Origin of the sequence: Enterobacter cloacae complex sp. GYL001, from assembly GCF_049237125.1 — a bacterium.
GTDB classification, from domain to species: Bacteria; Pseudomonadota; Gammaproteobacteria; order Enterobacterales; family Enterobacteriaceae; genus Enterobacter; species Enterobacter hormaechei_C.
This window is the reverse complement of record NZ_JBMKGW010000001.1, coordinates 146,012-170,698: the sequence shown is the minus strand read 5'-3', so window position 1 is coordinate 170,698 and position 24,687 is coordinate 146,012. Positions and strand designations below refer to the sequence as shown.

The 24,687-nt window shown below is 53.8% G+C and carries 20 protein-coding genes and 7 tRNA genes; 22 read left to right on the top strand and 5 right to left on the bottom strand.

The annotated features are described in order from the left end of the window. The first annotated feature begins 256 nt into the window (after positions 1–256). Complete coding sequence (gene fur / locus ACOTWU_RS00830; RefSeq protein WP_010428651.1) at positions 257–703, top strand: ferric iron uptake transcriptional regulator; 447 nt, start codon at positions 257–259, stop codon at positions 701–703. 142 nt (positions 704–845) lie between these two features. On the opposite strand, the gene chiQ is transcribed toward fur, so the two are convergent. The 4 genes from chiQ to nagE form a co-directional block, all read right to left on the bottom strand. Beyond that, entirely contained in the window at positions 846–1,172 is a 327-nt protein-coding gene (chiQ, locus tag ACOTWU_RS00825) for a ChiQ/YbfN family lipoprotein (protein ID WP_032102682.1), read from the bottom strand. Between the two features lie 47 nt (positions 1,173–1,219). Continuing rightward, positions 1,220–2,617: a chitoporin ChiP gene (gene chiP / locus ACOTWU_RS00820; protein WP_017694280.1), complete on the bottom strand. Its 1,398-nt coding sequence runs from the start codon at positions 2,615–2,617 to the stop codon at positions 1,220–1,222. 446 nt (positions 2,618–3,063) lie between these two features. Continuing rightward, positions 3,064–4,731: a glutamine--tRNA ligase gene (glnS, locus tag ACOTWU_RS00815; protein ID WP_040117376.1), complete on the bottom strand. Its 1,668-nt coding sequence runs from the start codon at positions 4,729–4,731 to the stop codon at positions 3,064–3,066. Positions 4,732–4,900: 169 nt separating this feature from the next. Next, entirely contained in the window at positions 4,901–6,850 is a 1,950-nt protein-coding gene (gene nagE, locus ACOTWU_RS00810; RefSeq protein WP_126499164.1) for a PTS N-acetyl glucosamine transporter subunit IIABC, read from the bottom strand. Between the two features lie 325 nt (positions 6,851–7,175). Here nagE and nagB point away from each other — a divergent pair, with 325 nt between their 5' ends. The 12 genes from nagB (at position 7,176) to ACOTWU_RS00750 (ending at position 14,041) form a co-directional block, all read left to right on the top strand. Beyond that, on the top strand, positions 7,176–7,976 hold the full coding sequence (gene nagB / locus ACOTWU_RS00805) for a glucosamine-6-phosphate deaminase (protein WP_003858663.1): 801 nt from the start codon (positions 7,176–7,178) through the stop codon (positions 7,974–7,976). A 55-nt stretch (positions 7,977–8,031) separates the two neighbouring features. Further along, on the top strand, positions 8,032–9,180 hold the full coding sequence (gene nagA / locus ACOTWU_RS00800; RefSeq protein ID WP_023296119.1) for an N-acetylglucosamine-6-phosphate deacetylase: 1,149 nt from the start codon (positions 8,032–8,034) through the stop codon (positions 9,178–9,180). 8 nt (positions 9,181–9,188) lie between these two features. Beyond that, positions 9,189–10,409 carry a DNA-binding transcriptional regulator NagC gene (nagC, locus tag ACOTWU_RS00795; protein ID WP_006809613.1) on the top strand — a complete coding sequence of 407 codons (1,221 nt, stop codon included), beginning with the start codon at positions 9,189–9,191 and terminating at the stop codon, positions 10,407–10,409. A 45-nt stretch (positions 10,410–10,454) separates the two neighbouring features. Beyond that, the gene (nagD, locus tag ACOTWU_RS00790; protein ID WP_003858667.1) at positions 10,455–11,207 is read left to right on the top strand and encodes a ribonucleotide monophosphatase NagD; all 753 of its coding nucleotides are present in this window, start codon (positions 10,455–10,457) and stop codon (positions 11,205–11,207) included. Between the two features lie 250 nt (positions 11,208–11,457). Then, positions 11,458–13,122 (top strand): asparagine synthase B, encoded by a 1,665-nt coding sequence (asnB, locus tag ACOTWU_RS00785; protein ID WP_015571128.1) that lies wholly within the window; start codon positions 11,458–11,460, stop codon positions 13,120–13,122. Positions 13,123–13,347: 225 nt separating this feature from the next. Next, positions 13,348–13,424, top strand: a tRNA-Met gene (locus ACOTWU_RS00780). 8 nt (positions 13,425–13,432) lie between these two features. Beyond that, positions 13,433–13,517 (top strand) — tRNA-Leu (locus ACOTWU_RS00775). 23 nt (positions 13,518–13,540) lie between these two features. Continuing rightward, a tRNA-Gln gene (locus ACOTWU_RS00770) sits at positions 13,541–13,615 on the top strand. Between the two features lie 32 nt (positions 13,616–13,647). Continuing rightward, positions 13,648–13,722 (top strand) — tRNA-Gln (locus ACOTWU_RS00765). A gap of 17 nt (positions 13,723–13,739) precedes the next feature. Next, positions 13,740–13,816 (top strand) — tRNA-Met (locus ACOTWU_RS00760). Positions 13,817–13,857: 41 nt separating this feature from the next. After that, positions 13,858–13,932, top strand: a tRNA-Gln gene (locus ACOTWU_RS00755). Between the two features lie 34 nt (positions 13,933–13,966). Next, a tRNA-Gln gene (locus tag ACOTWU_RS00750) sits at positions 13,967–14,041 on the top strand. A gap of 105 nt (positions 14,042–14,146) precedes the next feature. Here the strand turns inward: ACOTWU_RS00750 and ubiF are convergent. Further along, a complete protein-coding gene (gene ubiF, locus ACOTWU_RS00745; protein ID WP_040117374.1) occupies positions 14,147–15,322 on the bottom strand; it encodes a 3-demethoxyubiquinol 3-hydroxylase in 1,176 nt (391 codons plus the stop codon). A gap of 135 nt (positions 15,323–15,457) precedes the next feature. On the opposite strand from ubiF, the gene miaB reads away from it, so the two are divergent. The 9 genes from miaB to ACOTWU_RS00700 all read left to right on the top strand — a co-directional run bounded on the left by miaB (position 15,458) and on the right by ACOTWU_RS00700 (position 24,645). Beyond that, positions 15,458–16,882: a tRNA (N6-isopentenyl adenosine(37)-C2)-methylthiotransferase MiaB gene (gene miaB / locus ACOTWU_RS00740; RefSeq protein ID WP_126499163.1), complete on the top strand. Its 1,425-nt coding sequence runs from the start codon at positions 15,458–15,460 to the stop codon at positions 16,880–16,882. A 163-nt stretch (positions 16,883–17,045) separates the two neighbouring features. Continuing rightward, entirely contained in the window at positions 17,046–18,092 is a 1,047-nt protein-coding gene (locus ACOTWU_RS00735; protein WP_003858674.1) for a PhoH family protein, read from the top strand. Then, positions 18,089–18,556 (top strand): rRNA maturation RNase YbeY, encoded by a 468-nt coding sequence (gene ybeY, locus ACOTWU_RS00730; protein WP_017694310.1) that lies wholly within the window; start codon positions 18,089–18,091, stop codon positions 18,554–18,556. Before ACOTWU_RS00735 ends, ybeY begins: the two co-directional genes overlap by 4 nt. Before the next feature lie 84 nt (positions 18,557–18,640). Further along, positions 18,641–19,519, top strand: coding sequence for a CNNM family magnesium/cobalt transport protein CorC (gene corC, locus ACOTWU_RS00725; RefSeq protein WP_003858679.1), 879 nt, complete (start codon positions 18,641–18,643; stop codon positions 19,517–19,519). Between the two features lie 5 nt (positions 19,520–19,524). Continuing rightward, a complete protein-coding gene (gene lnt, locus ACOTWU_RS00720) occupies positions 19,525–21,063 on the top strand; it encodes an apolipoprotein N-acyltransferase (RefSeq protein WP_040117373.1) in 1,539 nt (512 codons plus the stop codon). 380 nt (positions 21,064–21,443) lie between these two features. Then, entirely contained in the window at positions 21,444–22,349 is a 906-nt protein-coding gene (locus tag ACOTWU_RS00715; protein ID WP_003858681.1) for an amino acid ABC transporter substrate-binding protein, read from the top strand. 155 nt (positions 22,350–22,504) lie between these two features. Beyond that, positions 22,505–23,245: a glutamate/aspartate ABC transporter permease GltJ gene (gene gltJ / locus ACOTWU_RS00710; protein WP_015571133.1), complete on the top strand. Its 741-nt coding sequence runs from the start codon at positions 22,505–22,507 to the stop codon at positions 23,243–23,245. Further along, positions 23,246–23,920, top strand: a complete 675-nt coding sequence (gltK, locus tag ACOTWU_RS00705; protein ID WP_003858686.1) for a glutamate/aspartate ABC transporter permease GltK — start codon at positions 23,246–23,248, stop codon at positions 23,918–23,920. It begins immediately after the preceding gene. Beyond that, the gene (locus tag ACOTWU_RS00700) at positions 23,920–24,645 is read left to right on the top strand and encodes an amino acid ABC transporter ATP-binding protein (RefSeq protein WP_017382465.1); all 726 of its coding nucleotides are present in this window, start codon (positions 23,920–23,922) and stop codon (positions 24,643–24,645) included. The genes gltK and ACOTWU_RS00700 overlap by 1 nt, the downstream gene beginning before the upstream one ends. Positions 24,646–24,687: the final 42 nt, after the last annotated feature.

Here is a 24,687-nt window from a genome sequence, read left to right as displayed (position 1 = left end):
CCAGGTAAAACCGATTAAATTAATTGCTACAAACTTTTAACTTTTTCGCCCAGACCTGTACAATATCCCCCTGGTAAAAAGTGGGTGCCATCGAAGAAGTTTGTTGGTGATACCACGTTTTTATAAGCATACTTTGCTTGAGACTTGCAGTTTTCATTTAGCCATGGCAGTTCTATAATGAGACGCATTATCCCAAGTGCATTTTCTGTCACTTCTTCTTTTGAAGTGAATCGTTTAGCAACAGGACAGATTCCGCATGACTGACAACAATACCGCATTAAAGAAAGCTGGCCTGAAAGTAACGCTTCCTCGGTTAAAAATCCTTGAAGTGCTTCAGGGGCCAGACAATCACCATGTCAGTGCGGAAGACCTTTATAAGCGTCTTATCGATATGGGTGAAGAGATTGGGCTGGCAACCGTCTATCGTGTGCTGAACCAGTTTGATGACGCGGGCATTGTTACTCGTCATAATTTCGAAGGCGGTAAATCCGTGTTCGAGCTGACTCAGCAGCATCACCACGATCACCTGATCTGCCTCGACTGTGGCAAGGTCATTGAATTTAGCGATGATTCCATTGAATCACGCCAGCGTGAAATCGCCGCCCGTCATGGCATCCGCCTGACCAACCACAGCCTGTACCTGTACGGTCACTGCGCTGAAGGCGATTGCCGCGAAGACGACCACGCGCACGACGCGAAATAATATCGTGTTCATACTCTGAGCCAGCCGTAAGGTTGGCTTTTTTTTGCCTGAAAAAAGCCCGGTGGCGCTGCGCTTACCGGGCCTACGGGCTGTGACACCGTTGTAGGCCCGGTAAGCGCAGCGCCACCGGGCGTAAAGCAACTTATTTATTGTTATTGCGAATCTCGTCCCAGATCTTATCGCAACGCTTCGCCACTTCCTGATCGTTACCGCTTTTCCGCGCCTGGATACAGGCCTGGTAATCCATCACGCGAACATTTTCCTGCGTCGCAAACTGCTCATGCGCTTTCTCTTTTTTCAGCACATTCAGCACGCTCTGGCAGGCTTCAATCTTCTCTGGCGATCCTTGTGCTGTATTGATGCAGGCGCTATACGCCTCCTTCAGACGGGAGTCTTCTTTCTGCGCCTGATCCTGCGCACACGCCACCAGCCCCGATGCCAGCAGCGCAACGATTACCATTTTTTTCATCATATGCAGTCTCCATGCAGGCGGGATTTCGCCCGCCTGCGTGTTCATCAGAAGATTGTGAATGGCGCAATGACCATGAATTTCACGTCACGTTCATCCTGGAAGATGTTGCCGTAACCGCCCGCGTAGCTCGGGATATCGGAGTGGTTGTCATACTGGGTGAAGTGCAGTTTGAACATCGTGCCTTTCGCACGGCCCTCCTGAAGGGTGTAAATCGCATCCAGACTGTATGAAGACTCTTTCAGACGGTAGTTCGGATCGTAGTAGGCGTCTGGCGTAGCCATATCTGCTGGCTTCGCGTCCCAGGCGTACGCGTAGGACGCACCCACTGCCCAACCAGGCAGGTTCCAGTTCTTCAGGTCATACATTGCGCCGAAGAAGACCGCCTTTTCGCCGTCGGCGTTGAAGTCAGAGCGGTTATCCCACCAGATATCCAGACGACCATTGGAAGAGGCGTAGGTTGGCGTCATACGTTGCAGGAAGTAGCCCTGCTGCCCTTCTGCCTTGACCCATGTTCCCTCCAGACGTAAATCAACCTGACCTACCTTGTAGCCGAAGGTCAACGCCTGTAACCACGCGGTGCCGTCATAGATATCATTTACGCTGCCATCACTGACTTTGTCGCGCGTACCGTAGAACTGATAGCTGGTGCTCAGCGGGCTACCCGCGATATCAAATTTGTAGCTGGCTTTAGCAAAGTACTGATCGATATAGCCTTCAGCCTGACCAAAAGCAGCTTCCAGCACCAGATCGTTTTTGAAGTCGTACTTCGCCCCCAGCGAGTGGAGATAATCAACTTTGGTTTTTTTATCATTCTGATAGAACTTGTCCATCTCAATGTGCCACGGCGCTTTGTACTCGTTGGTCCACATATAGGAGAAGCTCAACGCCCCCGCATCGCCGTAGTCAAAATTAGCACCGGCTTCCGCACCCTGATAAGTGCCTGGCATAAAGCTCCAGTGCGGTGCTAACAGCGTCTGACCGGTTGGCTGGATATAACCTCCACGCGCCCAGACCGGACCATATTTGAATTTTGCAGCCGCTTTATACAGGCTGATTCCGCTTTTATCGCCGGACCAGTCTTCATCGTAGGCTTTATTGCTGGAGGAGAACGCAATTTCGTTCGGATGGCCGCTGTCGCCATTTTCGGCCATTTCAATTGCGGTGAACGCTGCAATATCGATCCCGAACATATCGGCGGCATATCCCGACTGAAAATCCAGGTTGGCGTTCCAGGTCGAGTGAGAAAGGTTGGTTTTGTATTTATCTTCAGTGACGTCTTTACGGTCACGCTCACGCTGCCAGTAATAAATACCGCCCGTGAGGGTGGAATCTTCAATGAAACCTGCTGCTTTTGCCTCTGGCGCAACCACCAGGCCCGACATTGCTGTTACACCGGCGATAGCCAGCGCCAGCGCACTACGTTTGCCACTGAACGTACGCATAGATTATTCCTCTTTGACGAATTAAAACGCCTTAAACGGCGAAAAACAGAAAAGACCAAGTGGTCAGGGGTAGTCAGAAATACCCTCGAATTAACTACCGTCTTTAGGTTATTTTTCGCGACGCGAATTATCAATGCTTTTAATCAGGCAAAAGTCAGGATTATGACGAAGAGCACATATTTCGTAGTGCTTTGTAACATTTACCGGGAAGCAAGTACTGGCGGGGGAATGCGCTAATTTTCAGTAAGTAACATTGATATTGTGAATATATTTTTCAGCGTTTCTGTTTTTGGAAAACAACAAACTTTTTTAAATAAAATAAGTAGCACCACATTGACCTGGAATGTTGGCTTTAATTCATCATCCCGATGCTTAACGACATGATCGTTAAATAAAAAAACGCCGCATTACGCGGCGTTTGTTTCTCATTGACCATGCCAGCGTGATTATTCGCCGATCTTAGTCCAGGTATCACGCAGACCGACGGTACGGTTAAATACCGGTTTTTCCGCCGTGCTGTAACGGCTGTCCAGGCAGAAGTAACCCTCACGTTCAAACTGGAACGCTTTACCGGCTTCAGCGGCTTTCAGAGACGGCTCGGCATACCCCTGCTTGATAATCAACGACTCAGGGTTGATAACCGCCAGGAAGTCCTCCGCAGCGCCTGGGTTAGGTACGCTGAACAGACGATCGTAGAGACGGATCTCAACCGGCAGCGCATGCTGCGCGCTCACCCAGTGGATCACACCTTTCACTTTACGGCCATCCGCCGGATCTTTACTCAGCGTCTCTGCGTCGTACGTACAGAAGATGGTCGTGATGTTACCTTCCGCATCTTTCTCTACGCGCTCGGCTTTGATCACATAGGCGTTACGCAGACGCACTTCTTTGCCCAGCACCAGACGCTTGTACTGCTTGTTCGCTTCTTCGCGGAAGTCGGCGCGATCGATCCAGATTTCACCGCTGAACGGCACGTCGCGGGTGCCCATTTCCGGTTTGTTCGGATGGTTAGGCATCGAGACCCGTTCGCTTCCACCCTGCGGATAGTTTTCGATGACCAGTTTCACTGGATCGATCACTGCCATCGCGCGCGGCGCGTTTTCGTTCAGGTCTTCGCGAATGCAGGATTCCAGAGACGCCATTTCGATGGTGTTGTCCTGCTTGGTAACGCCAATACGTTTGCAGAACTCACGAATGGACGCCGAGGTGTAGCCACGACGACGCAGGCCAGAGATGGTCGGCATACGCGGGTCGTCCCAGCCTTCAACGTGCTTGTCGGTGACCAGCAGGTTCAGCTTACGCTTGGACATCACGGTGTATTCCAGGTTCAGACGAGAGAATTCGTACTGACGCGGATGCACAGGAATGGTGATGTTATCCAGCACCCAGTCGTACAGACGACGGTTGTCCTGGAATTCCAGCGTGCACAGAGAGTGCGTAATGCCTTCCAGCGCATCGCTGATGCAGTGGGTGAAGTCGTACATCGGGTAGATGCACCACTTGTTACCGGTCTGGTGGTGTTCAGCGAACTTAATGCGGTACAGCACCGGATCGCGCATCACGATGAACGGAGACGCCATATCGATTTTGGCACGCAGACACGCTTTACCTTCTTCGAAGCCACCGGCACGCATTTTTTCAAACAGCGCCAGGTTCTCTTCCACGCTACGATCGCGGAACGGGCTGTTTTTACCAGGCTGAGTCAGCGTACCGCGGTATTCACGGATTTCGTCACCAGACAATTCGTCGACGTATGCCAGACCTTTGTTAATCAGTTCAACCGCATAGGCATACAGCTGATCGAAATAGTCTGAGGAGTAGCAGATATCGCCAGACCAGTTGAAGCCCAGCCATTGCACGTCGTTTTTAATCGACTCAACGTATTCGATGTCTTCTTTTACTGGGTTGGTGTCATCGAAACGCAGGTTGCACTGCCCCTGGTAATCTTGCGCAATACCAAAGTTCAGGCAGATCGATTTGGCGTGACCAATGTGCAGGTAGCCATTTGGCTCCGGCGGGAAACGCGTGTGGACTGTGGTGTGCTTACCACTGGCCAGATCTTCATCGATGATCTGACGAATAAAGTTACTCGGGCGGGCTTCTGCCTCACTCATCGTGGATTCCTCAAAGCGTAAACAACGTATAACGGCATATGATCTTATAAGCCGGACGTAGTGACAACCCTTAAAACGTCCCGGAAGAAAATAATGGGGGCAATTGCTGCAAAAAAAAGCGGCGGAGGATATCCCCCGCCGCTAAAGGCATAACTCTACTCAGGAGCGATTACTTGCCTTTAATCTCATACAGTGGCGTCTGGCCTGCAACCACCTGACCCTGCGCCTGGATCACCAGACCGCTGAAGTCGTCGATGTTGCTGCACACGACCGGGCTTATCATGGAGCGCGCGTTGGCATTCAGGAAGTCCAGATCCATTTCCAGAATCGGCTGACCTGCCGCCACTTCAGCACCCTCTTCCACCAGACGAGTAAAGCCCTGACCGTTCAGCGCAACGGTATCGATACCCATATGAACAACGATCTCCGCGCCTTTTTCCGTTTCCAGGCAGAACGCGTGGTTGGTGTTGAAGATTTTCACGATAGTACCGGCAGCCGGAGAGACCACGGTTTTGTCCGTTGGTTTCACCGCCACGCCGTCACCGACCGCTTTGCTGGCGAACGCTTCGTCAGGCACCTGCTCAAGCGCAACAACGTCACCTGTCACCGGAGAAACCAGCGCAGCGATGGTCACCGCGTTTGGCACAGCCTGCGGTTTTGCAACCGGCGCGTCAGCCACTGGCTCGTTATCCGTTGAGGCGGCAGCGACCGGCCCACGGGCAACCACTTTTTTCATTTCATCGCCGATAGATTCGGCTTTCGCACCCACGATAACCTGGATGGTTTGTTTGTTCAGTTTCACCACACCAGACGCACCCAGGCGTTTGCACATTGCATCGCTCACGCGCGCGGAGTCACCTACGGTCAGACGCAGACGGGTAATACAGGCATCGATCGCTTTCAGGTTGTCGGTGCCACCCACAGCGGCAATGTAGTTGGTTGCCAGCTGGGTTAAACCCTCTTCGGTATTGCTGTTGGCTTCACTGGTCACAACATCATCTTTCGTATCTTCGCGGCCCGGCGTCTTCAGGTTAAACATACGAATAACCGCGCTGAACAGAACGAAGTAGATAACGAAGAAGATCAGGCCCATCACCATCAGGATCCAGACGTTGCTGCTTGCCGCCGGCAGGTTGTACATCAACACATAGTCGATGGCGCCTGCGGAGAAGGAGAAGCCAGCATGGATACCCAGAAGGGTGGCGACGAACAGGCTGATACCGGTCAGGATCGCGTGCATCAGATACAGCAGCGGAGCCAGGAACATGAACAGGAATTCCAGTGGCTCGGTCACGCCGGTCAGGAAGGCGGTGATCGCAACGGACAGCAGCATCCCGCCAACCATTGGGCGACGCGCTTTCGGCGCAGCCAGGTACATTGCCAGCGCCGCGCCAGGCAGACCAAACATCATGATTGGGAAGAAGCCAGACATGAACATGCCCGCGGTGCCGTCGCCTGCGTAGAAGCGGTTGATATCACCGTGGAATACCGCGCCGGCCGCGTTGGTGAACTCACCAATCTGGAACCAGGCGATGGTGTTCAGTACCTGATGCAGACCGGTTGGGATCAGCAGACGGTTAATGAAACCGAAGATGCCCGCGCCCATTGCGCCCGCAGACACGATCCACTCGCCACCCGCATGGATAGCATGCTGCACCGGTGGCCAAACGTAGCCAAAGATGGCGGCGAGGATCAGACAGAAAAAGCCCGTCGCAATCGGCACAAAACGTTTACCGCCGAAGAAGCTCAGGAAGTCAGGAAGTTTGATACCTGCCCAACGGTTGTACACGGCGCCACCCACCAGGCCGGTAATGATACCTGCCAGCACACCCATATTGATTTCAGGGTTGATGGTTACCATCGCTTTCGTGAGGATGAAGTAACCGACAGCCCCTGCCAGTGCCGCGGCACCAGCGCTGTCTTTTGACCAGCTTGACGCCACACCGATGGCGAAAATCAGCGCCAGGTTGTCAAAAATTGCGCCGCCTGCCTGGGCGATAAACGGCACGTTAAGAAGATCGGGTTGCCCGAATCGCAGCAGCAACGCTGCAACCGGTAGCACGGCGATAGGGAGCTGCAAAGCCCTACCGAGGCGCTGGAAAAAACCTAAAATATTCATCCTATTCCCCCTACGAGACCCTTTGTTAAGACTCGCGCATAAACTATGTTTTTATTGTGTCACGAACGATAGATACAGTTGATGATTCACTGGCAGTGTGAGTGTGTGAAAAATTAATTCGTATCGCAAATTAAACACCTATTTTTTGTGATTATTGTCACCAAATATCGTATTAAACCCTCCCTTTCACTGGCTAACGACGAAAACTTATTTTATCATTCAAAAAATCAAGACGGATTGATCCGGCCTGAAAGGTTCCAGGTTACGCTTAGTTCAGGTTGCACTAATCATCCGCCCACTTTTACTTAAACTTTAGAGGTGAATAATGAGACTGATTCCCCTGGCAACAGCTGAACAAGTCGGAAAATGGGCTGCTCGTCATATCGTTAACCGCATCAACGCGTTCAAACCAACAGCCGATCGTCCTTTCGTTCTCGGTCTTCCAACCGGTGGCACGCCCCTGACCGCGTATAAAGCTCTGGTTGAAATGCACAAAGCGGGCCAGGTTAGCTTTAAACACGTTGTGACCTTCAACATGGACGAATATGTCGGCCTGCCGAAGGAACATCCGGAAAGTTACCACAGCTTTATGCACCGTAATTTCTTCGATCACGTTGATATTCCGGCTGAAAACATTAACCTGCTGAATGGAAACGCGCCTGATATTGACGCAGAATGCCGTCAGTATGAAGAAAAAATCCGTTCCTACGGTAAAATCCACCTGTTTATGGGCGGCGTAGGCAACGATGGTCATATCGCGTTCAACGAACCGGCATCTTCACTGGCTTCCCGTACCCGTATTAAAACGCTGACCCATGATACGCGCGTGGCTAACTCCCGCTTCTTTGACGGCGACGTCAATCAGGTGCCTAAATACGCGCTGACCGTAGGCGTGGGCACGCTGCTGGATGCCGAAGAAGTGATGATTCTGGTGCTGGGCGCGGTGAAAGCGCAAGCGCTTCAGGCTGCCGTTGAAGGCAACGTGAACCATATGTGGACGATCAGCTGCTTACAGCTGCATCCAAAAGCGGTTGTCGTGTGTGACGAACCGTCCACCATGGAGCTGAAAGTGAAAACGCTGAAATACTTCAACGAGCTGGAAGCTGAGAACATCAAAGGTCTGTAATTGAATAACCGCCTCTTTTATCCGAGGCGGTCGCTTTTTTTAACCGGGGGTCGATATGTACGCTTTAACCCACGGTCGGATTTATACCGGCCATGAAATTCTGGATGACCATGCGATTGTAATCGCCAATGGCCTGATTGAACGTGTTTGCCCGCTGGCGGAACTGCCGCCGGAGATCGAACAGCGTTCCCTCAATGGAGCAGTAATCTCCCCCGGTTTCATCGACGTACAGCTTAACGGCTGCGGCGGTGTCCAGTTTAACGATACCGCAGAGGCGGTATCGGTTGAAACGCTGGAAATCATGCAAAAAGCCAACGAGAAATCGGGCTGCACCAGCTATCTGCCAACGCTGATCACCAGCAGCGATGACCTGATGAAACAGGGTATCCGCGTCATGCGCGAATACCTGGCAAAACATCCGAATCAGGCGCTGGGCCTGCACCTGGAAGGACCATGGCTGAATATGGTCAAGAAAGGCACCCATAACCCAAACTACGTGCGCAAACCGGATGCCGAGCTGGTGGATTACATGTGCGCCAATGCCGATGTGATCACCAAAGTAACGCTGGCCCCGGAAATGACCGGCACGGACGTTATCAGCAAACTGGCCGCCGCCGGGATTGTGGTGTCTGCGGGCCATTCGAACGCGACGCTGAAAGAGGCGAAGGCCGGTTTCCGCGCAGGCATTACGTTTGCCACACACCTTTATAACGCGATGCCCTATATTACTGGCCGCGAACCGGGACTGGTTGGCGCCATTCTGGATGAACCAGACGTCTACTGCGGCATTATCGCCGACGGCTTGCATGTCGATTACACCAACATCCGCAACGCCAAACGCCTGAAAGGCGACAAGCTCTGCCTTGTGACGGATGCTACCGCTCCGGCAGGGGCGAATATTGACCAGTTCATTTTTGCTGGTAAAACAATATACTACCGGAATGGACTGTGTGTGGATGAGAACGGCACGCTGAGCGGTTCTTCTCTGACGATGATCGAAGGGGTACGTAACCTCGTTGAACATTGCGGCATCGCGCTTGAGGAAGTGCTGCGCATGGCCACGCTTTATCCGGCGCGCGCCATTGGCGTCGATAAACAGCTCGGCGGTATTGCGCCAGGTATGGTTGCAAACCTGACGGCGTTCACACACGATTATAAAATTATTAAGACCATCGTTAATGGTAACGAGGTCGTCACTGAGTAAGTAAAAGTATGACACCAGGCGGACAAGCTCAAATCGGTAATGTCGATCTCGTTAAACAACTTAACAGCGCGGCGGTTTATCGCCTGATTGACCAGCACGGGCCAATCTCACGCATTCAGATAGCCGAACAAAGCCAGCTTGCTCCCGCCAGCGTGACAAAAATTACACGTCAGCTCATTGAGCGCGGCCTGATCAAAGAAGTCGATCAGCAGGCCTCCACCGGGGGCCGCCGCGCGATTTCCATCGTCACGGAAACCCGCAATTTTCAGGCCATTGGCGTTCGCTTAGGACGTCATGACACCACGCTTACGCTCTACGATCTGAGCAGCAAGGCCATTGCCGAAGAACACTACCCCCTTCCTGAGCGCACGCAGGAGACGCTTGAACACGCGTTGCTGAATACCATTGCGCATTTCATCGAAAGCTGTCAGCGCAAGATCCGTGAACTCATCGCCATCTCGGTGATTTTGCCCGGCCTGGTTGACCCGGAAAGCGGCGTTATTCGCTACATGCCGCATATTAAGGTAGAGAACTGGGGGCTGGTTGAGGCGCTGGAAAAGCGCTTCAAGCTGACCTGCTTTGTTGGTCACGATATTCGCTCGCTGGCGCTGGCGGAGCACTACTTTGGTGCGAGCCAGGACTGCGAAGACTCTATTCTGGTGCGCGTTCACCGTGGTACAGGTGCGGGCATCATCTCGAATGGCCGCATTTTTATTGGCCGTAACGGTAACGTAGGCGAGATTGGTCATATCCAGGTGGAACCGCTTGGCGAGCGCTGCCACTGCGGTAACTTTGGCTGTCTTGAAACCGTTGCCGCCAATGCCGCCATTGAACATCGCGTTCGCCATCTGCTGGAGCAGGGTTACCAGAGCCGCGTCACGCTGGACGATTGTAAGATCGGCGCCATCTGCAAAGCGGCAAACAAAGGCGATGCGCTGGCCTGCGAAGTGATCGAACAGGTAGGACGCCACCTGGGTAAGACCATCGCCATTGCCATCAACCTGTTTAATCCGCAGAAAGTGGTGATTGCCGGCGAGATCGTTGAAGCCGAAAAAGTGTTACTGCCCGCCATTGAAGGCTGCATCAATACCCAGGCGCTGAAGGCATTTCGCCAGAATTTGCCGGTGGTGCGATCTACGCTCGATCACCGCTCGGCAATTGGCGCATTCGCCCTGGTAAAACGTGCCATGCTCAACGGGATCCTGCTGCAACATTTGCTGGAATCCTGATCGGACCTTATAGTAACGCCTTCTTTTTTTGATGTCGGATTGTCCATGACCATTAAGAATGTAATTTGTGATATCGACGGCGTGCTGATGCACGACAACGTTGCCGTGCCGGGTGCTGCGGAGTTTCTTCACCGCATCATCGACAAAGGAATGCCACTGGTTCTTCTCACGAACTACCCTTCACAGACTGGTCAGGATCTGGCAAACCGCTTTGCTACCGCAGGCGTCAACGTCCCGGACAGCGTGTTCTATACCTCTGCGATGGCGACCGCGGATTTCCTGAAGCGTCAGGAAGGCAAAAAAGCCTATGTCGTTGGTGAAGGTGCGCTGATCCACGAGCTGTATAAAGCGGGCTTCACCATCACCGACGTGAACCCGGACTTTGTCATCGTGGGCGAAACGCGCTCCTTTAACTGGGAGATGATGCATAAGGCAGCCTACTTTGTCGCCAACGGTGCGCGTTTTATCGCCACCAACCCGGACACGCACGGTCGTGGTTTTTATCCCGCCTGCGGTGCGCTGTGCGCCGGTATCGAAAAAATCTCGGGTCGTAAGCCGTTTGTTGTCGGTAAACCGAGCCCGTGGATCATCCGCGCCGCACTGAATACGATGCAGGCACACTCAGAAGAAACCGTCATCGTGGGCGACAACCTGCGTACCGATATTCTGGCTGGCTTCCAGGCGGGGCTTGAAACCATCCTGGTGCTTTCTGGCGTTTCACAGCTTGATGACATTGATACGATGCCGTTCCGGCCAAGCTGGATTTACCCCTCTGTCGACGAAATCGACGTTATTTGATTCAGAACCACGCCTCAGGGCGTGGTTTTTCATTTCTGCTGTCTGAAAACATCACTTCATCTAACGAAATCAGCCCTTCATTGAGAAATCATCAATAGAATTGCTTAAGACATACTCTTTTTTTAAGATTCGGCAATCGCCATTGCACTTTTTACGTTTTCATCGGTAAAACGCTTGCGCCCCCTCCCCCTTTTGCGGCATTTTCATAAGCAAGCAACATCACAACGCAACAGGGTTAACGGAGAAGGTTATGTGTTCTATTTTTGGCGTACTGGATATTAAAACTGACGCGGGCGAACTGCGTAAAAAAGCACTCGAATTGTCCCGCCTGATGCGCCATCGCGGTCCGGACTGGTCAGGCGTATACGCCAGCGATAAAGCGATTCTGGCTCACGAACGTCTCTCCATTGTTGATGTCAACGCTGGCGCACAGCCGCTGTATAACGAGAAAAAAACGCACGCGCTGGCTGTTAACGGTGAAATTTACAACCATCAGGCGCTGCGCGCCGAGTACGGCGATCGCTACGCGTTTCAGACCGGCTCAGACTGCGAAGTGATCCTGGCGCTGTATCAGGAGAAAGGCCCGGAGTTCCTCGACGATCTGCAAGGTATGTTCGCCTTCGCCCTGTACGACAGCGAAAAAGACGCTTACCTGATTGGCCGCGACCATATCGGTATTATCCCGCTGTACATGGGACACGATGAGCACGGCAACTTCTACGTTGCCTCAGAGATGAAAGCCCTGGTACCGGTGTGCCGCACCATCAAAGAGTTCCCGGCAGGTAGCTACCTGTGGAGTAAAGACGGCGAGATCCGCCCGTACTACCAGCGCGACTGGTTTGATTATGAGGCGGTGAAAGACAACGTGACGGACAAAGCCGAACTGCGTCAGGCCCTGGAAGAGTCAGTGAAAAGCCACCTGATGTCAGACGTACCTTACGGCGTACTGCTCTCCGGCGGTCTGGACTCCTCCGTGATCTCCGCGATCACCAAGAAATTCGCCGCACGTCGCGTGGAAGATCAGGAGCGCTCTGAAGCCTGGTGGCCGCAGCTGCACTCCTTTGCCGTGGGTCTGGAAGGGGCACCTGACCTGAAAGCCGCCCAGGAAGTGGCAAATCATCTCGGCACGGTGCACCATGAAATTCACTTCACCGTACAGGAAGGTCTGGATGCGATCCGCGATGTGATCTATCACATTGAAACCTATGATGTAACCACCATTCGCGCCTCCACACCGATGTATTTGATGTCGCGGAAGATCAAAGCGATGGGCATCAAGATGGTGCTCTCCGGCGAGGGTTCTGACGAAGTGTTTGGCGGTTACCTCTATTTCCACAAAGCGCCAAACGCCAAAGAGCTGCATGAAGAAACGGTGCGTAAGCTACAGGCGCTGCACATGTTTGACTGCGCGCGCGCCAACAAAGCGATGTCCGCCTGGGGTGTGGAAGCCCGCGTGCCGTTCCTCGATAAGAAATTCCTTGATGTGGCGATGCGCATCAACCCGCAGGACAAAATGTGCGGCAACGGCAAAATGGAGAAACATATCCTGCGAGAATGTTTTGAATCCTACCTGCCGGCGAGTGTGGCGTGGCGTCAGAAAGAGCAGTTCTCCGATGGCGTGGGTTACAGCTGGATCGACACCCTGAAAGAGGTGGCGGCGAAACAGGTTTCTGATCAACAACTGGAAACTGCGAGCTTCCGTTTCCCGTACAACACGCCAGCCTCGAAAGAAGCGTATTTGTACCGTGAGATCTTTGAGGAGCTGTTCCCGGTTCCAAGCGCAGCAGAGTGCGTACCGGGTGGTCCATCGGTCGCCTGCTCTTCTGCTAAAGCCATTGAATGGGATGAATCATTCAAAGCGATGAACGATCCGTCAGGACGCGCGGTGGGCGTTCACCAGTCTGCCTATAAATAATGTTCAGAGTATCATCAGGCCCTCCGGGGCCTGATTTTTTTGCCTCTCTTTTCTCCGCATAAAATCGATTAATAACCAATAATTGTCGAATATTCGGCCTCGCTGTTCGCAACCTAACCAAACAGTCACATTCCGGCTATTTTCATTGAAAAAGGTGTTGACGCTGCAAGGGTCTATACGCATAATGCGCCCCGCAACGCCGATAAGGTAACGCGAAAAAAAGATGGCTACGTAGCTCAGTTGGTTAGAGCACATCACTCATAATGATGGGGTCACAGGTTCGAATCCCGTCGTAGCCACCATCTTTTTTGCGGGAGTGGCGAAATTGGTAGACGCACCAGATTTAGGTTCTGGCGCCGCAAGGTGTGCGAGTTCAAGTCTCGCCTCCCGCACCATTCCCAGGTAAGCGTTGCACGGATGGGGTATCGCCAAGCGGTAAGGCACCGGTTTTTGATACCGGCATTCCCTGGTTCGAATCCAGGTACCCCAGCCATATTTCTTCGATTATGCGGTTCTCCGCGGTATTGGGGTATCGCCAAGCGGTAAGGCACCGGTTTTTGATACCGGCATTCCCTGGTTCGAATCCAGGTACCCCAGCCATCGAAGATTGCAGTACTGGCTACGTAGCTCAGTTGGTTAGAGCACATCACTCATAATGATGGGGTCACAGGTTCGAATCCCGTCGTAGCCACCATATTTATGTTATCGAATACGATTCGGTAAACTGAACATTGTTGGGGTATCGCCAAGCGGTAAGGCACCGGATTCTGATTCCGGCATTCCGAGGTTCGAATCCTCGTACCCCAGCCACTTTAAAGTCGTTAAGCAGTTTGTTTAACGCAATTGGGGTGTCGCCAAGCGGTAAGGCTCTGGTTTCTGATACCAGCATTCCGGGGTTCGAATCCCTGCACCCCAGCCACTTAAAACAAACAAGCCCGCTCTGCGGGCTTTTTTGTTTTTGTACAGAATTGTGCGGCCTGATGCCCTCACCCTGACCCTCTCCCACGGGGAGAGGGGAAAAGGATTAGAGTCCGAGGGCGTATTTCAGGGCCTGACGCTTCAGCCCACCGGCACGCTCCGCCGCCATCAATCCAATATTGCGCACTATACGCACCGGACCAACATCGTTGCTGAACCCGGCATAGAACAGATCCATCCCCGACTGCATAATGAAGTTATCCGCCATACGGCGCGTCTGGTAGCGCTTCAGTACCTGATGGCTGGCCCAGGCTTCCGCGTGGGCGCGAGCGTTACCCAGCACATCCAGTAACGCATCGACGTCACGGTATCCCAGATTCACCCCCTGCCCCGCCAGCGGATGAATGGTGTGCGCCGCGTCCCCCACCAGCACCAGTCCTTCACGGGCATACTGCAACGCATGGCGTCGCATCAGCGGGAATGCGCCGGCGGCAACCGGGGTCACGTTGCCCAGACGGCTCGGGAAGTGCTGGCGAATTTCGCGCTGCAACTGATCCATGGACAGACCCTGCAACTGTCGAATGCGCGCCGGTTTGTCGTACCACACCAGCGAAGCCCAGTTATCAAACAGCGGTAAGAATGCATGCGGGCCGTTCGGCGTAAAATGCTGCCAGGTGCTTTCGCCCGGCGCGTTTTCTGACTGAACGGTGATCAGCATGCAGGACTGCTGGTACTGCCAGGCATGGATCCCAATGCCTGCCATCTGCCTGACCTGCGAGTTCGCGCCATCCGCCCCTACCACCAGCTTCACGGCCAGCTCATCGTCGTTGTCCAGCGTCAGGAGATACCCGCCATCATGACGATGCAGGGCTTTCAGCGAGTCCGGAACGCGCAGCGTCACCTTCGGGTGCGCCTCCAGCGCCTGCCAGAGTGCCTGCTGGAGCACGTTGTTTTCCACCATATAGCCCAGGCGCGGCAGTTTCAGCTCGGCGGCATCAAACGACACGTGAGCATTTTCCCACTCCCAGGTTTCAAGACGGCTGTATGGGTGCGCGCGCATCGCCAGCACCGCCTCCCAGACGCCCAGCCCGCGAAGCAGATCAACAGAGGCCGCGCTGATGGCGGAAATACGCACGTCCGGTTGGCTGGCAGGATCGAATGCCGGCGGAGCCGCCTGTTCAATAACGGTTACGTCAAATCCCTGCTGCGCCAGCCCCAGCGCCAGTGCGCCGCCGACCATACCGCCGCCAACAACGGCAACTTCGGTTTTCAGGAGTGTCATGGTCACTATTCCTTATTGGAGAATACCTTAAGTTTACCGGATTTTTGCGACCCTGAGGTTGACAACCTTCATACTGGTCACAACCGCACCAAAGCATTACAATACGCGGCTTGCAATCCTGAGCTGAGCAAGTCGATGACTAAAAAACTCCATATAAAAACCTGGGGCTGTCAGATGAACGAATACGATTCATCGAAGATGGCCGATCTGCTGGATACCACCCACGGATACCAGCTGACTGAAAATGCGAAAGAAGCCGATGTGCTGCTGCTGAACACCTGTTCAATTCGTGAAAAAGCACAGGAAAAAGTCTTTCATGTGTTAGGCCGCTGGAAGCTTCTCAAACGGAAAAATCCGGACCTGATTATTGGCGTGGGTGGCTGCGTCGCATCGCAGGAAGGTAAGCTGATCCGCCAGAGAGCCCCCTATGTGGATATCGTTTTTGGCCCTCAGACCCTGCACCGCCTGCCAGAGATGATTAATCAGGTTCGCGGCAGCCGTAGCCCGGTGGTTGACGTGAGCTTCCCGGAGATCGAGAAATTTGACCGTCTGCCTGAGCCGCGCGCTGATGGCCCGACCGCCTTCGTCTCCATCATGGAAGGCTGCAACAAATACTGTACTTACTGCGTGGTGCCTTACACCCGCGGTGAAGAAGTGAGCCGCCCGGCAGACGATATCCTGTTTGAAATCGCGCAGCTTGCCGCGCAGGGCGTTCGTGAAGTGAACATGCTGGGTCAGAACGTAAACGCCTGGCGCGGGGAAAACTACGACGGCACCACCGGCAGCTTTGCTGAACTGCTGCGTCTGGTGGCGGCGATTGACGGCATCGACCGCATTCGCTTTACCACCAGCCATCCGATGGAATTTACCGACGACATTATTGACGTCTATCGCGATACGCCAGAGCTGGTGAGCTTCCTGCACCTGCCGATCCAGTGCGGTTCTGACCGCGTGCTGAACCTGATGGGTCGTCCACATACGGTGCTCGAGTATAAGTCCACCATCCGCAAGCTGCGTGAAGCGCGCCCGGATATCCAGATTAGCTCCGACTTTATCGTCGGCTTCCCTGGCGAAACCGCTGATGACTTTGAGCGCACCATGAAGCTCATCGGCGAGGTGAATTTCGACGTCAGCTACAGCTTTATCTTCTCTGCGCGCCCGGGCACCCCTGCGGCCGATATGGTTGACGATGTGCCGGAAGAAGAGAAAAAGCAGCGTCTGTATATTCTACAGGAGCGTATCAACCAGCAGGCCAACGCCTGGAGTCGTCGTATGCTCGGCACTGTCCAGCGTATTCTGGTGGAAGGCACCTCCCGTAAGAGCGTCATGGAACTGTCTGGTCGAACCGAAAATAACCGCGTGGTGAATTTTGAAGGCACCCCGGACATGATCGGTAAGTTTGTGGACGTCGAGATTGTCGAAGTACTCACGAACTCGCTGCGCGGGAAGGTGGTACGCACTGAGGACGAAATGGGTCTGCGTATTGCCGAGACGCCGGAATCTGTTATCTCTCGCACCCGCAAAGTCAACGATTCTGGCGTAGGTATTTACCAGCCGTGATCCTCCTGGCCTGCCTGTCCGGCAGGCCTTGTATTTCCTCTCATCACCCCCAATATCTACCGCAACGCTTGCGCCTTTATTCTGTGGCGTGAATAATTTCGGTAATGACCGTTTTATTACGCCGTGTGGCGGCGAGTCAGTTAACTACTCAAAGAGGAACAGTTTGAACATAGATACGCGTGAAATTAGCCTTGAGCCAGCAGACAACGCTCGCCTGCTGAGCCTGTGCGGGCCGTTTGATGACAACATCAAACAACTTGAGCGACGTCTGGGTATCGAAATCAATCGTCGCGATAACCATTTCAAACTCACCGGACGCCCAATCTGCGTCAACGCCGCGGCGGATATTCTCCGCAGCCTGTATGTTGATACCGCCCCGATGCGCGGTGAGATCCAGGATATTGAACCTGAACAGATCCACCTGGCCATTAAAGAGGCGCGCGTGCTTGAGCAGAGCGCGGAGAGCGTGCCGGACTATGGCAAAGCCATCAACATCAAAACTAAACGCGGCGTGATTAAGCCTCGTACCCCGAACCAGGCGCAGTACATCGCCAACATTCTCGACCACGACATCACCTTCGGTGTAGGCCCGGCGGGTACGGGTAAAACCTATCTGGCGGTTGCCGCTGCGGTTGATGCGCTCGAGCGTCAGGAGATCCGCCGTATCCTGCTGACCCGCCCTGCTGTTGAAGCCGGTGAAAAACTGGGCTTCCTGCCGGGCGATTTGAGTCAGAAAGTAGATCCCTACCTGCGCCCGCTGTATGACGCGCTGTTCGAAATGCTCGGCTTTGAGAAAGTTGAAAAGCTCATCGAGCGTAACGTGATTGAAGTTGCTCCGCTGGCCTACATGCGTGGCCGTACGCTTAACGACGCGTTCATCATTCTGGATGAGAGCCAGAACACCACCATCGAACAGATGAAGATGTTCCTGACGCGTATTGGCTTTAACTCGAAAGCGGTTATCACCGGTGACGTCACCCAGATTGACCTGCCGCGTAACACCAAATCGGGTCTGCGTCACGCCATCGAAGTCCTGGCCGAGGTAGAGGAAATCAGCTTTAACTTCTTCCACAGTGAAGACGTGGTACGCCATCCGGTCGTCGCGCGTATCGTTAACGCTTATGAGGCCTGGGAAGAGGCAGATCAGAAGCGCAGGGCCGAACTGGCCGCAGAACGTAAGCGCGAAGCGCAGGAGCATGAACAGAAATGAGTCAGGTGATCCTCGATTTACAGCTGGCCTGTGATGATAATTCCGGCATGCCAGAAGAGGCACAGTTTCAGAAATGGCTGGATGCCGTTATCCCCCAGTTTCAGGAAGAATCAGAGGTCACGATTCGCCTGGTGGATGAAGCAGAAAGCCATGAGCTCAACCTGACCTACCGCGGGAAAGATAAGCCGACCAACGTGCTCTCTTTCCCGTTCGAAGCCCCTCCGGGCATTGAGATGCCGCTGCTGGGCGATCTGATCATCTGCCGTCAGGTGGTTGAGCAGGAAGCCAAAGAGCAGCAAAAGCCGCTGGAAGCGCACTGGGCGCACATGGTGGTGCACGGTAGCCTGCATCTTCTGGGTTACGACCATATTGAAGATGACGAAGCGGAAGAGATGGAATCCCTCGAGACAGAGATAATGCTTGCTCTGGGCTATGAGGATCCGTACATTGCCGAGAAAGAATAGTCAGTCACTGACTACCATGCCGCCGCGCAGGGACATAGCGCGGCGGTTAACATTGAACTAACAAGAGAACCCTTAACAAACGCCATGAGCGACGACAATTCACACAGTAGCGACACGACAACCACTAAAAAGGGATTTTTCTCCCTCATTCTGAACCAGCTTTTCCACGGCGAACCGAAAAACCGTGATGAACTGCTGGAGCTGATTCGTGATTCCGGGCAGAACGACCTTATCGACGAAGATACGCGCGAAATGCTCGAAGGGGTGATGGACATCGCCGACCAGCGCGTCCGCGACATCATGATCCCCCGCTCGCAGATGATTACCCTGAAACGCAACCAGACGCTGGACGAGTGCCTCGATGTGATTATCGAATCGGCTCACTCACGTTTCCCGGTCATCAGCGAAGACAAAGATCACATTGAAGGGATTTTGATGGCGAAAGATCTGCTGCCGTTTATGCGCAGCGATGCCGAAGCCTTCAGTATGGAAAAGGTGTTACGCCCGGCCGTGGTTGTGCCGGAAAGTAAACGTGTGGATCGGATGCTGAAGGAGTTTCGCTCCCAGCGCTATCACATGGCGATTGTTATTGATGAATTTGGTGGCGTTTCCGGTCTGGTCACAATCGAAGACATCCTTGAGCTGATCGTGGGCGAAATCGAAGATGAGTATGACGAAGAAGAGGATATCGACTTCCGTCAGCTGAGCCGCCACACCTGGACCGTGCGCGCGCTGGCCTCCATTGAAGACTTCAACGATACCTTTGGCACCAGCTTCAGCGATGAAGAAGTGGACACCATTGGTGGTCTGGTGATGCAGGCCTTCGGCCATCTTCCGGCCCGCGGTGAAACCGTTGACATCGATGGTTACCAGTTCAAGGTCGCAATGGCTGACAGCCGACGTATTATTCAGGTTCACGTCAGAATGCCGGACGACTCACCGGTGCCAAAACTGGAAGATTAATGTAAATGGCATTTGCCCCACTCTTTGAACGCCAGCGCGTCCGTTTGCTGCTGGCGCTGTTACTCGGAGCCAGCGGTACGCTGGCTTTTTCTCCTTACGATATCTGGCCAGCCGCTATTCTCTCCCTGATGGGGCTACAGGGTCTTACCCTGAACCGCCGTCCGGTACAGGCCGCGGCCATTGGCTACTTCTGGGGGCTGGGGCTGTTCGGCTCTGGTATCAACTGGGTCTACGTCAGTATCGCGCAATTTGGCGGAATGCCGGGGCCGGTTAACGTCTTCCTGGTTGTGCTGCTCGCCGCCTATCTCTCGCTCTACACCGGCCTGTTCGCGGGCATCCTGTCTCGCCTGTGGCCAAAAAAGACCTGGCTGCGCGTGGCGATAGCGGCACCCGTTGTCTGGCAAATCACCGAATTTCTGCGCGGCTGGGTACTGACCGGTTTCCCGTGGTTGCAGTTCGGCTATAGCCAGGTAGACGGCCCGCTGAAAGGCCTGGCCCCGGTCATGGGCGTGGAGGCGATCAACTTCCTGCTCATGGCGGTCAGCGGCCTTCTGGTGCTGGCTCTGGTGACACGTAACTGGAAGCCGCTGGTTGCCGCGTTGATCCTGTTTGCCCTGCCCTTCCCGCTGCGTTATATCCAGTGGTTTACGCTGGAGCCCGCGCGCGCCACGCAGGTTTCTCTGGTCCAGGGCGATATCCCGCAGTCCCTGAAATGGGATGAGAATCAGCTGCTGAACACGCTGAAAATCTACGCCAACGCCACTGAAAAGGTGATGGGCAAATCGCAGCTCATCATCTGGCCTGAGTCTGCGATCCCGGACCTGGAGATCAATCAGCAGCCCTTCCTGAAGATGATGGATGATCTGCTGCGCGCGCGCGGCAGTACGCTGATCACCGGAATTGTGGATGCGCGTCTCAATCAGCAGAACCGCTATGACACGTACAACACGATCATTACGCTCGGTAAGGACAGCGAATACAGCTATACCTCCACCAATCGCTACAACAAAAACCACCTTGTACCGTTTGGCGAATTTGTTCCGCTGGAGTCTATTCTGCGCCCACTGGCACCGTTCTTTGATTTGCCGATGTCCTCATTCAGCCGGGGCCCTTACGTTCAGCCGCAGCTGCATGCGCACGGTTTTGCCCTGACGGCCGCCATTTGCTACGAGATTATCCTCGGCGAGCAGGTGCGCGATAATTTCCGCCCGGACACCGACTATCTGCTGACCATCTCAAACGATGCGTGGTTCGGTAAATCGATTGGCCCGTGGCAGCACTTCCAGATGGCGCGAATGCGTTCTCTGGAGCTGGCACGTCCGTTGCTGCGCAGCACCAATAACGGCATTACCGCCGTGATTGGTCCGCAGGGTGAAATCCAGGCCATGATCCCGCAATTTACCCGTGAGGTGCTGACTACTAACGTCACGCCAACTACCGGGCTTACGCCTTACGCGCGCACCGGGAACTGGCCGCTGTGGATTTTGACCTTGCTCTTCGGCTTTGGCGCAGTACTGATGAGCCTGCGTCAGCGTCGTAAATAACCTTACCTTCTGTTGCCGGGTGGCGGCTACGCCTTACCCGGCCTACTCTCCGCCGCCCCCACCCGACAATTTCCTCCCAAACTTCAATTCTGGCACGCCTGTTGCTTTGTTTATTCATATCAACGCTGTCTGGCTTAACGTGCAACTTTGTCGCACCAGCGTAGATCATCGGTAGCACCGAAACGGTGCAACGAGGGATTATTGCCTCTGAATGGTGCGGCGCGCTTCGCAAAAATAAACAATAACGCAGCAAAATCTTTACATTAAGCCAGACTAAATGTTAACAAGCTTGCATAACACTGCACTCGCATTGCGCGAGATATAACAACATCACAATGGGTATCTATGCGTCACTGGCGCTGATAAGAAAGGAGTTGGGTATGCAATTACGTAAACTGGCCACAGCAATGCTGGTTATGGGAATGTCTGCGGGGGTTGTCCACGCTGAAGACGCTCCGGCAGCAGGAAGCACTCTCGACAAGATTGCCAAAAACGGCGTGATCGTGGTCGGCCACCGTGAATCTTCTGTCCCGTTCTCTTACTACGACAACACGCAAAAAGTCGTGGGCTATTCACAGGATTACTCCAACGCCATCGTTGAAGCCGTGAAGAAAAAGCTGAACAAACCTGACCTGCAAGTGAAGCTGATCCCCATCACTTCACAAAACCGTATTCCTCTGCTGCAAAACGGCACATTTGATTTTGAATGTGGCTCAACCACCAACAACCTTGAGCGTCAGAAACAGGCCGCTTTCTCGGACACCATCTTCGTTGTGGGCACCCGCCTGCTGACGAAGAAAGGCGGCGACATCAAAGATTTTGCTGACCTGAAAGGCAAAGCGGTTGTCGTGACCTCCGGTACCACGTCCGAAGTGCTGCTGCACAAGCTGAACGACGAGAAGAAAATGGACATGCGCATCATCAGCGCGAAAGACCATGGCGACTCCTTCCGTACCCTGGAAAGCGGCCGTGCTGTCGCGTTTATGATGGATGACGCCCTGCTGGCGGGCGAACGCGCGAAAGCGAAGAAACCAGACAACTGGGAAATCGTCGGTACCGCCCAGTCGAAAGAAGCCTACGGCTGTATGCTGCGTAAAGGTGACGAGGACTTCAAGAAACTGATCGATGACACCATCGCTCAGGCGCAAACCTCCGGCGAAGCGGCAAAATGGTTCGACAAATGGTTCAAGAACCCAATTCCACCAAAAAACCTGAACATGAACTTTGAACTGTCTGACGACATGAAAGCGCTGTTCAAATCACCAAACGACAAAGCTCTTAACTAATTAGAACGACAGGGGCGGGATCTCCTGCCCTCTCGATTGTCGGGAAGCATGGACAGACTATACGTTGAGTGGTCGTTCCCCACTCAGCGCAAAAATTGAGCTTCTCACCAATCTTCGAGGGTAGCGCTGCTACCCTTTTTTTTCTGGAGTTTACTATGTCAATTGACTGGAACTGGGGCATCTTTCTGCAACAAGCCCCGTTCGGCAACACCACCTATCTCGGCTGGCTGTGGAGCGGCTTTCAGGTTACCGTTGCGTTATCGATAACGGCGTGGATTATCGCGTTTCTTGTCGGTTCGCTGTTCGGTATTCTGCGTACCGTCCCTAACCGTTTTCTCTCTTCGATTGGCACGCTCTATGTGGAACTGTTCCGTAACGTTCCGCTGATCGTGCAGTTCTTTACCTGGTATCTGGTGATCCCGGAACTGCTGCCGGAAGATCTCGGCATGTGGTTTAAGGCCGAGCTGGATCCTAACGTACAATTTTTTGTCTCCTCTATGCTGTGTCTGGGGCTGTTCACCGCTGCGCGCGTCTGCGAGCAGGTACGTGCCGCCATACAGTCACTGCCGCGCGGGCAAAAGAATGCGGCACTGGCAATGGGCCTGACTCTGCCCCAGGCCTACCGTTACGTACTGCTGCCTAACGCTTACCGCGTCATCGTTCCGCCGATGACGTCCGAGATGATGAACCTGGTAAAAAACTCGGCTATCGCCTCAACCATCGGTCTGGTGGATATGGCGGCACAGGCGGGCAAACTGCTGGATTACTCCGCTCACGCCTGGGAATCCTTCACGGCGATCACGCTCGCCTATGTTCTGATTAACGCTTTCATCATGCTGGTGATGAACCTGGTTGAACGCAAAGTACGCCTGCCGGGCAATCTGGGGGGCAAATAAATGTACGATTTTGACTGGAGTTCCATTGTTCCCTCCATGCCCTATCTGCTGGATGGACTGGCAATCACCTTAAAGATCACCGTTATCGCCATTATCGTCGGTATTGTCTGGGGCACCCTGCTGGCAGTGATGCGCCTGTCGAGCTTTAAGCCGCTCGCCTGGTTTGCCACGGCTTACGTTAACGTATTCCGCTCCATTCCACTGGTCATGGTGCTGCTGTGGTTTTATCTGATTGTTCCCGGCTTTTTACAGAACGTACTGGGACTGTCGCCAAAGACCGATATCCGCCTGATCTCTGCCATGGTGGCGTTTTCCATGTTTGAAGCCGCCTACTACTCAGAGATCATCCGCGCAGGTATTCAGAGTATCTCTCGCGGGCAGTCCAGCGCTGCGCTGGCGCTCGGTATGACGCACTGGCAGTCCATGAAGCTCATTATTTTGCCGCAGGCGTTTCGCGCCATGGTTCCGCTGCTGCTGACGCAGGGCATCGTCCTGTTCCAGGATACCTCCCTGGTCTACGTGCTGAGTCTGGCAGACTTCTTCCGTACCGCCTCCACCATTGGCGAACGTGACGGAACGCAGGTTGAGATGATCCTCTTCGCGGGCGGGGTCTATTTTGTGATTAGTTTAAGCGCATCGCTGTTGGTCAGCTGGCTGAAGAAAAGGACGGTATAATGATTTCCCTGAAAAATGTTTCTAAATGGTATGGGCACTTTCAGGTGCTGACCGACTGCTCAACAGAAGTAAAAAAAGGCGATGTGGTAGTGGTATGCGGCCCGTCCGGTTCCGGTAAGTCCACGCTTATCAAAACCGTTAATGGGCTGGAACCTGTCCAGCAGGGCGAGATTGTCGTTAACGGCACCAAAGTAAATGACAGGAAAACCAACCTTGCCCAGCTTCGCTCCCACGTAGGGATGGTGTTCCAGCATTTTGAGCTGTTCCCTCACCTGTCCATCATTGAGAACCTGACGCTGGCGCAGGTCAAAGTGCTGAAGCGCGACAAAAAAGCGGCGCGCGAAAAGGGGCTGAAGCTGCTGGAACGCGTCGGGCTGTCTGCGCATGCGAATAAGTTCCCGGCCCAGCTTTCGGGCGGCCAACAGCAGCGTGTGGCAATCGCGCGTGCGCTGTGCATGGATCCGGTGGCAATGCTGTTTGATGAGCCGACGTCCGCGCTCGACCCTGAGATGATCAACGAAGTGCTGGACGTCATGGTGGAGCTGGCGCACGAAGGGATGACCATGATGGTGGTGACGCACGAAATGGGCTTCGCCCGTAAAGTGGCCAACCGCGTGATCTTCATGGATGAAGGAAAAATTGTTGAAGACTCACCAAAAGAAGAGTTCTTCGCAAATCCTAAATCTGAACGTGCAAAAGACTTCCTCGCCAAAATCCTGCATTAATCTTTTTAGTGCGCAATCTGCGGATTGCGCACTGCTTCACGC

Excerpts from the sequence above, each read along its gene's own strand:
- gltK (WP_003858686.1), top strand. The coding sequence starts at position 23,246 with ATGTACGATTTTGACTGGAGTTCCATTGTTCCCTCCATGCCCTATCTG.
- chiP (WP_017694280.1), bottom strand. The coding sequence starts at position 2,617 with ATGCGTACGTTCAGTGGCAAACGTAGTGCGCTGGCGCTGGCTATCGCC.
- glnS (WP_040117376.1), bottom strand. The coding sequence starts at position 4,731 with ATGAGTGAGGCAGAAGCCCGCCCGAGTAACTTTATTCGTCAGATCATC.
- nagD (WP_003858667.1), top strand. The coding sequence starts at position 10,455 with ATGACCATTAAGAATGTAATTTGTGATATCGACGGCGTGCTGATGCAC.
- miaB (WP_126499163.1), top strand. The coding sequence starts at position 15,458 with ATGACTAAAAAACTCCATATAAAAACCTGGGGCTGTCAGATGAACGAA.
- chiQ (WP_032102682.1), bottom strand. The coding sequence starts at position 1,172 with ATGAAAAAAATGGTAATCGTTGCGCTGCTGGCATCGGGGCTGGTGGCG.
- fur (WP_010428651.1), top strand. The coding sequence starts at position 257 with ATGACTGACAACAATACCGCATTAAAGAAAGCTGGCCTGAAAGTAACG.
- nagC (WP_006809613.1), top strand. The coding sequence starts at position 9,189 with ATGACACCAGGCGGACAAGCTCAAATCGGTAATGTCGATCTCGTTAAA.
- ubiF (WP_040117374.1), bottom strand. The coding sequence starts at position 15,322 with ATGACACTCCTGAAAACCGAAGTTGCCGTTGTTGGCGGCGGTATGGTC.
- asnB (WP_015571128.1), top strand. The coding sequence starts at position 11,458 with ATGTGTTCTATTTTTGGCGTACTGGATATTAAAACTGACGCGGGCGAA.
- nagA (WP_023296119.1), top strand. The coding sequence starts at position 8,032 with ATGTACGCTTTAACCCACGGTCGGATTTATACCGGCCATGAAATTCTG.
- nagB (WP_003858663.1), top strand. The coding sequence starts at position 7,176 with ATGAGACTGATTCCCCTGGCAACAGCTGAACAAGTCGGAAAATGGGCT.
- gltJ (WP_015571133.1), top strand. The coding sequence starts at position 22,505 with ATGTCAATTGACTGGAACTGGGGCATCTTTCTGCAACAAGCCCCGTTC.
- ACOTWU_RS00700 (WP_017382465.1), top strand. The coding sequence starts at position 23,920 with ATGATTTCCCTGAAAAATGTTTCTAAATGGTATGGGCACTTTCAGGTG.
- corC (WP_003858679.1), top strand. The coding sequence starts at position 18,641 with ATGAGCGACGACAATTCACACAGTAGCGACACGACAACCACTAAAAAG.
- ACOTWU_RS00715 (WP_003858681.1), top strand. The coding sequence starts at position 21,444 with ATGCAATTACGTAAACTGGCCACAGCAATGCTGGTTATGGGAATGTCT.
- lnt (WP_040117373.1), top strand. The coding sequence starts at position 19,525 with ATGGCATTTGCCCCACTCTTTGAACGCCAGCGCGTCCGTTTGCTGCTG.
- ybeY (WP_017694310.1), top strand. The coding sequence starts at position 18,089 with ATGAGTCAGGTGATCCTCGATTTACAGCTGGCCTGTGATGATAATTCC.
- nagE (WP_126499164.1), bottom strand. The coding sequence starts at position 6,850 with ATGAATATTTTAGGTTTTTTCCAGCGCCTCGGTAGGGCTTTGCAGCTC.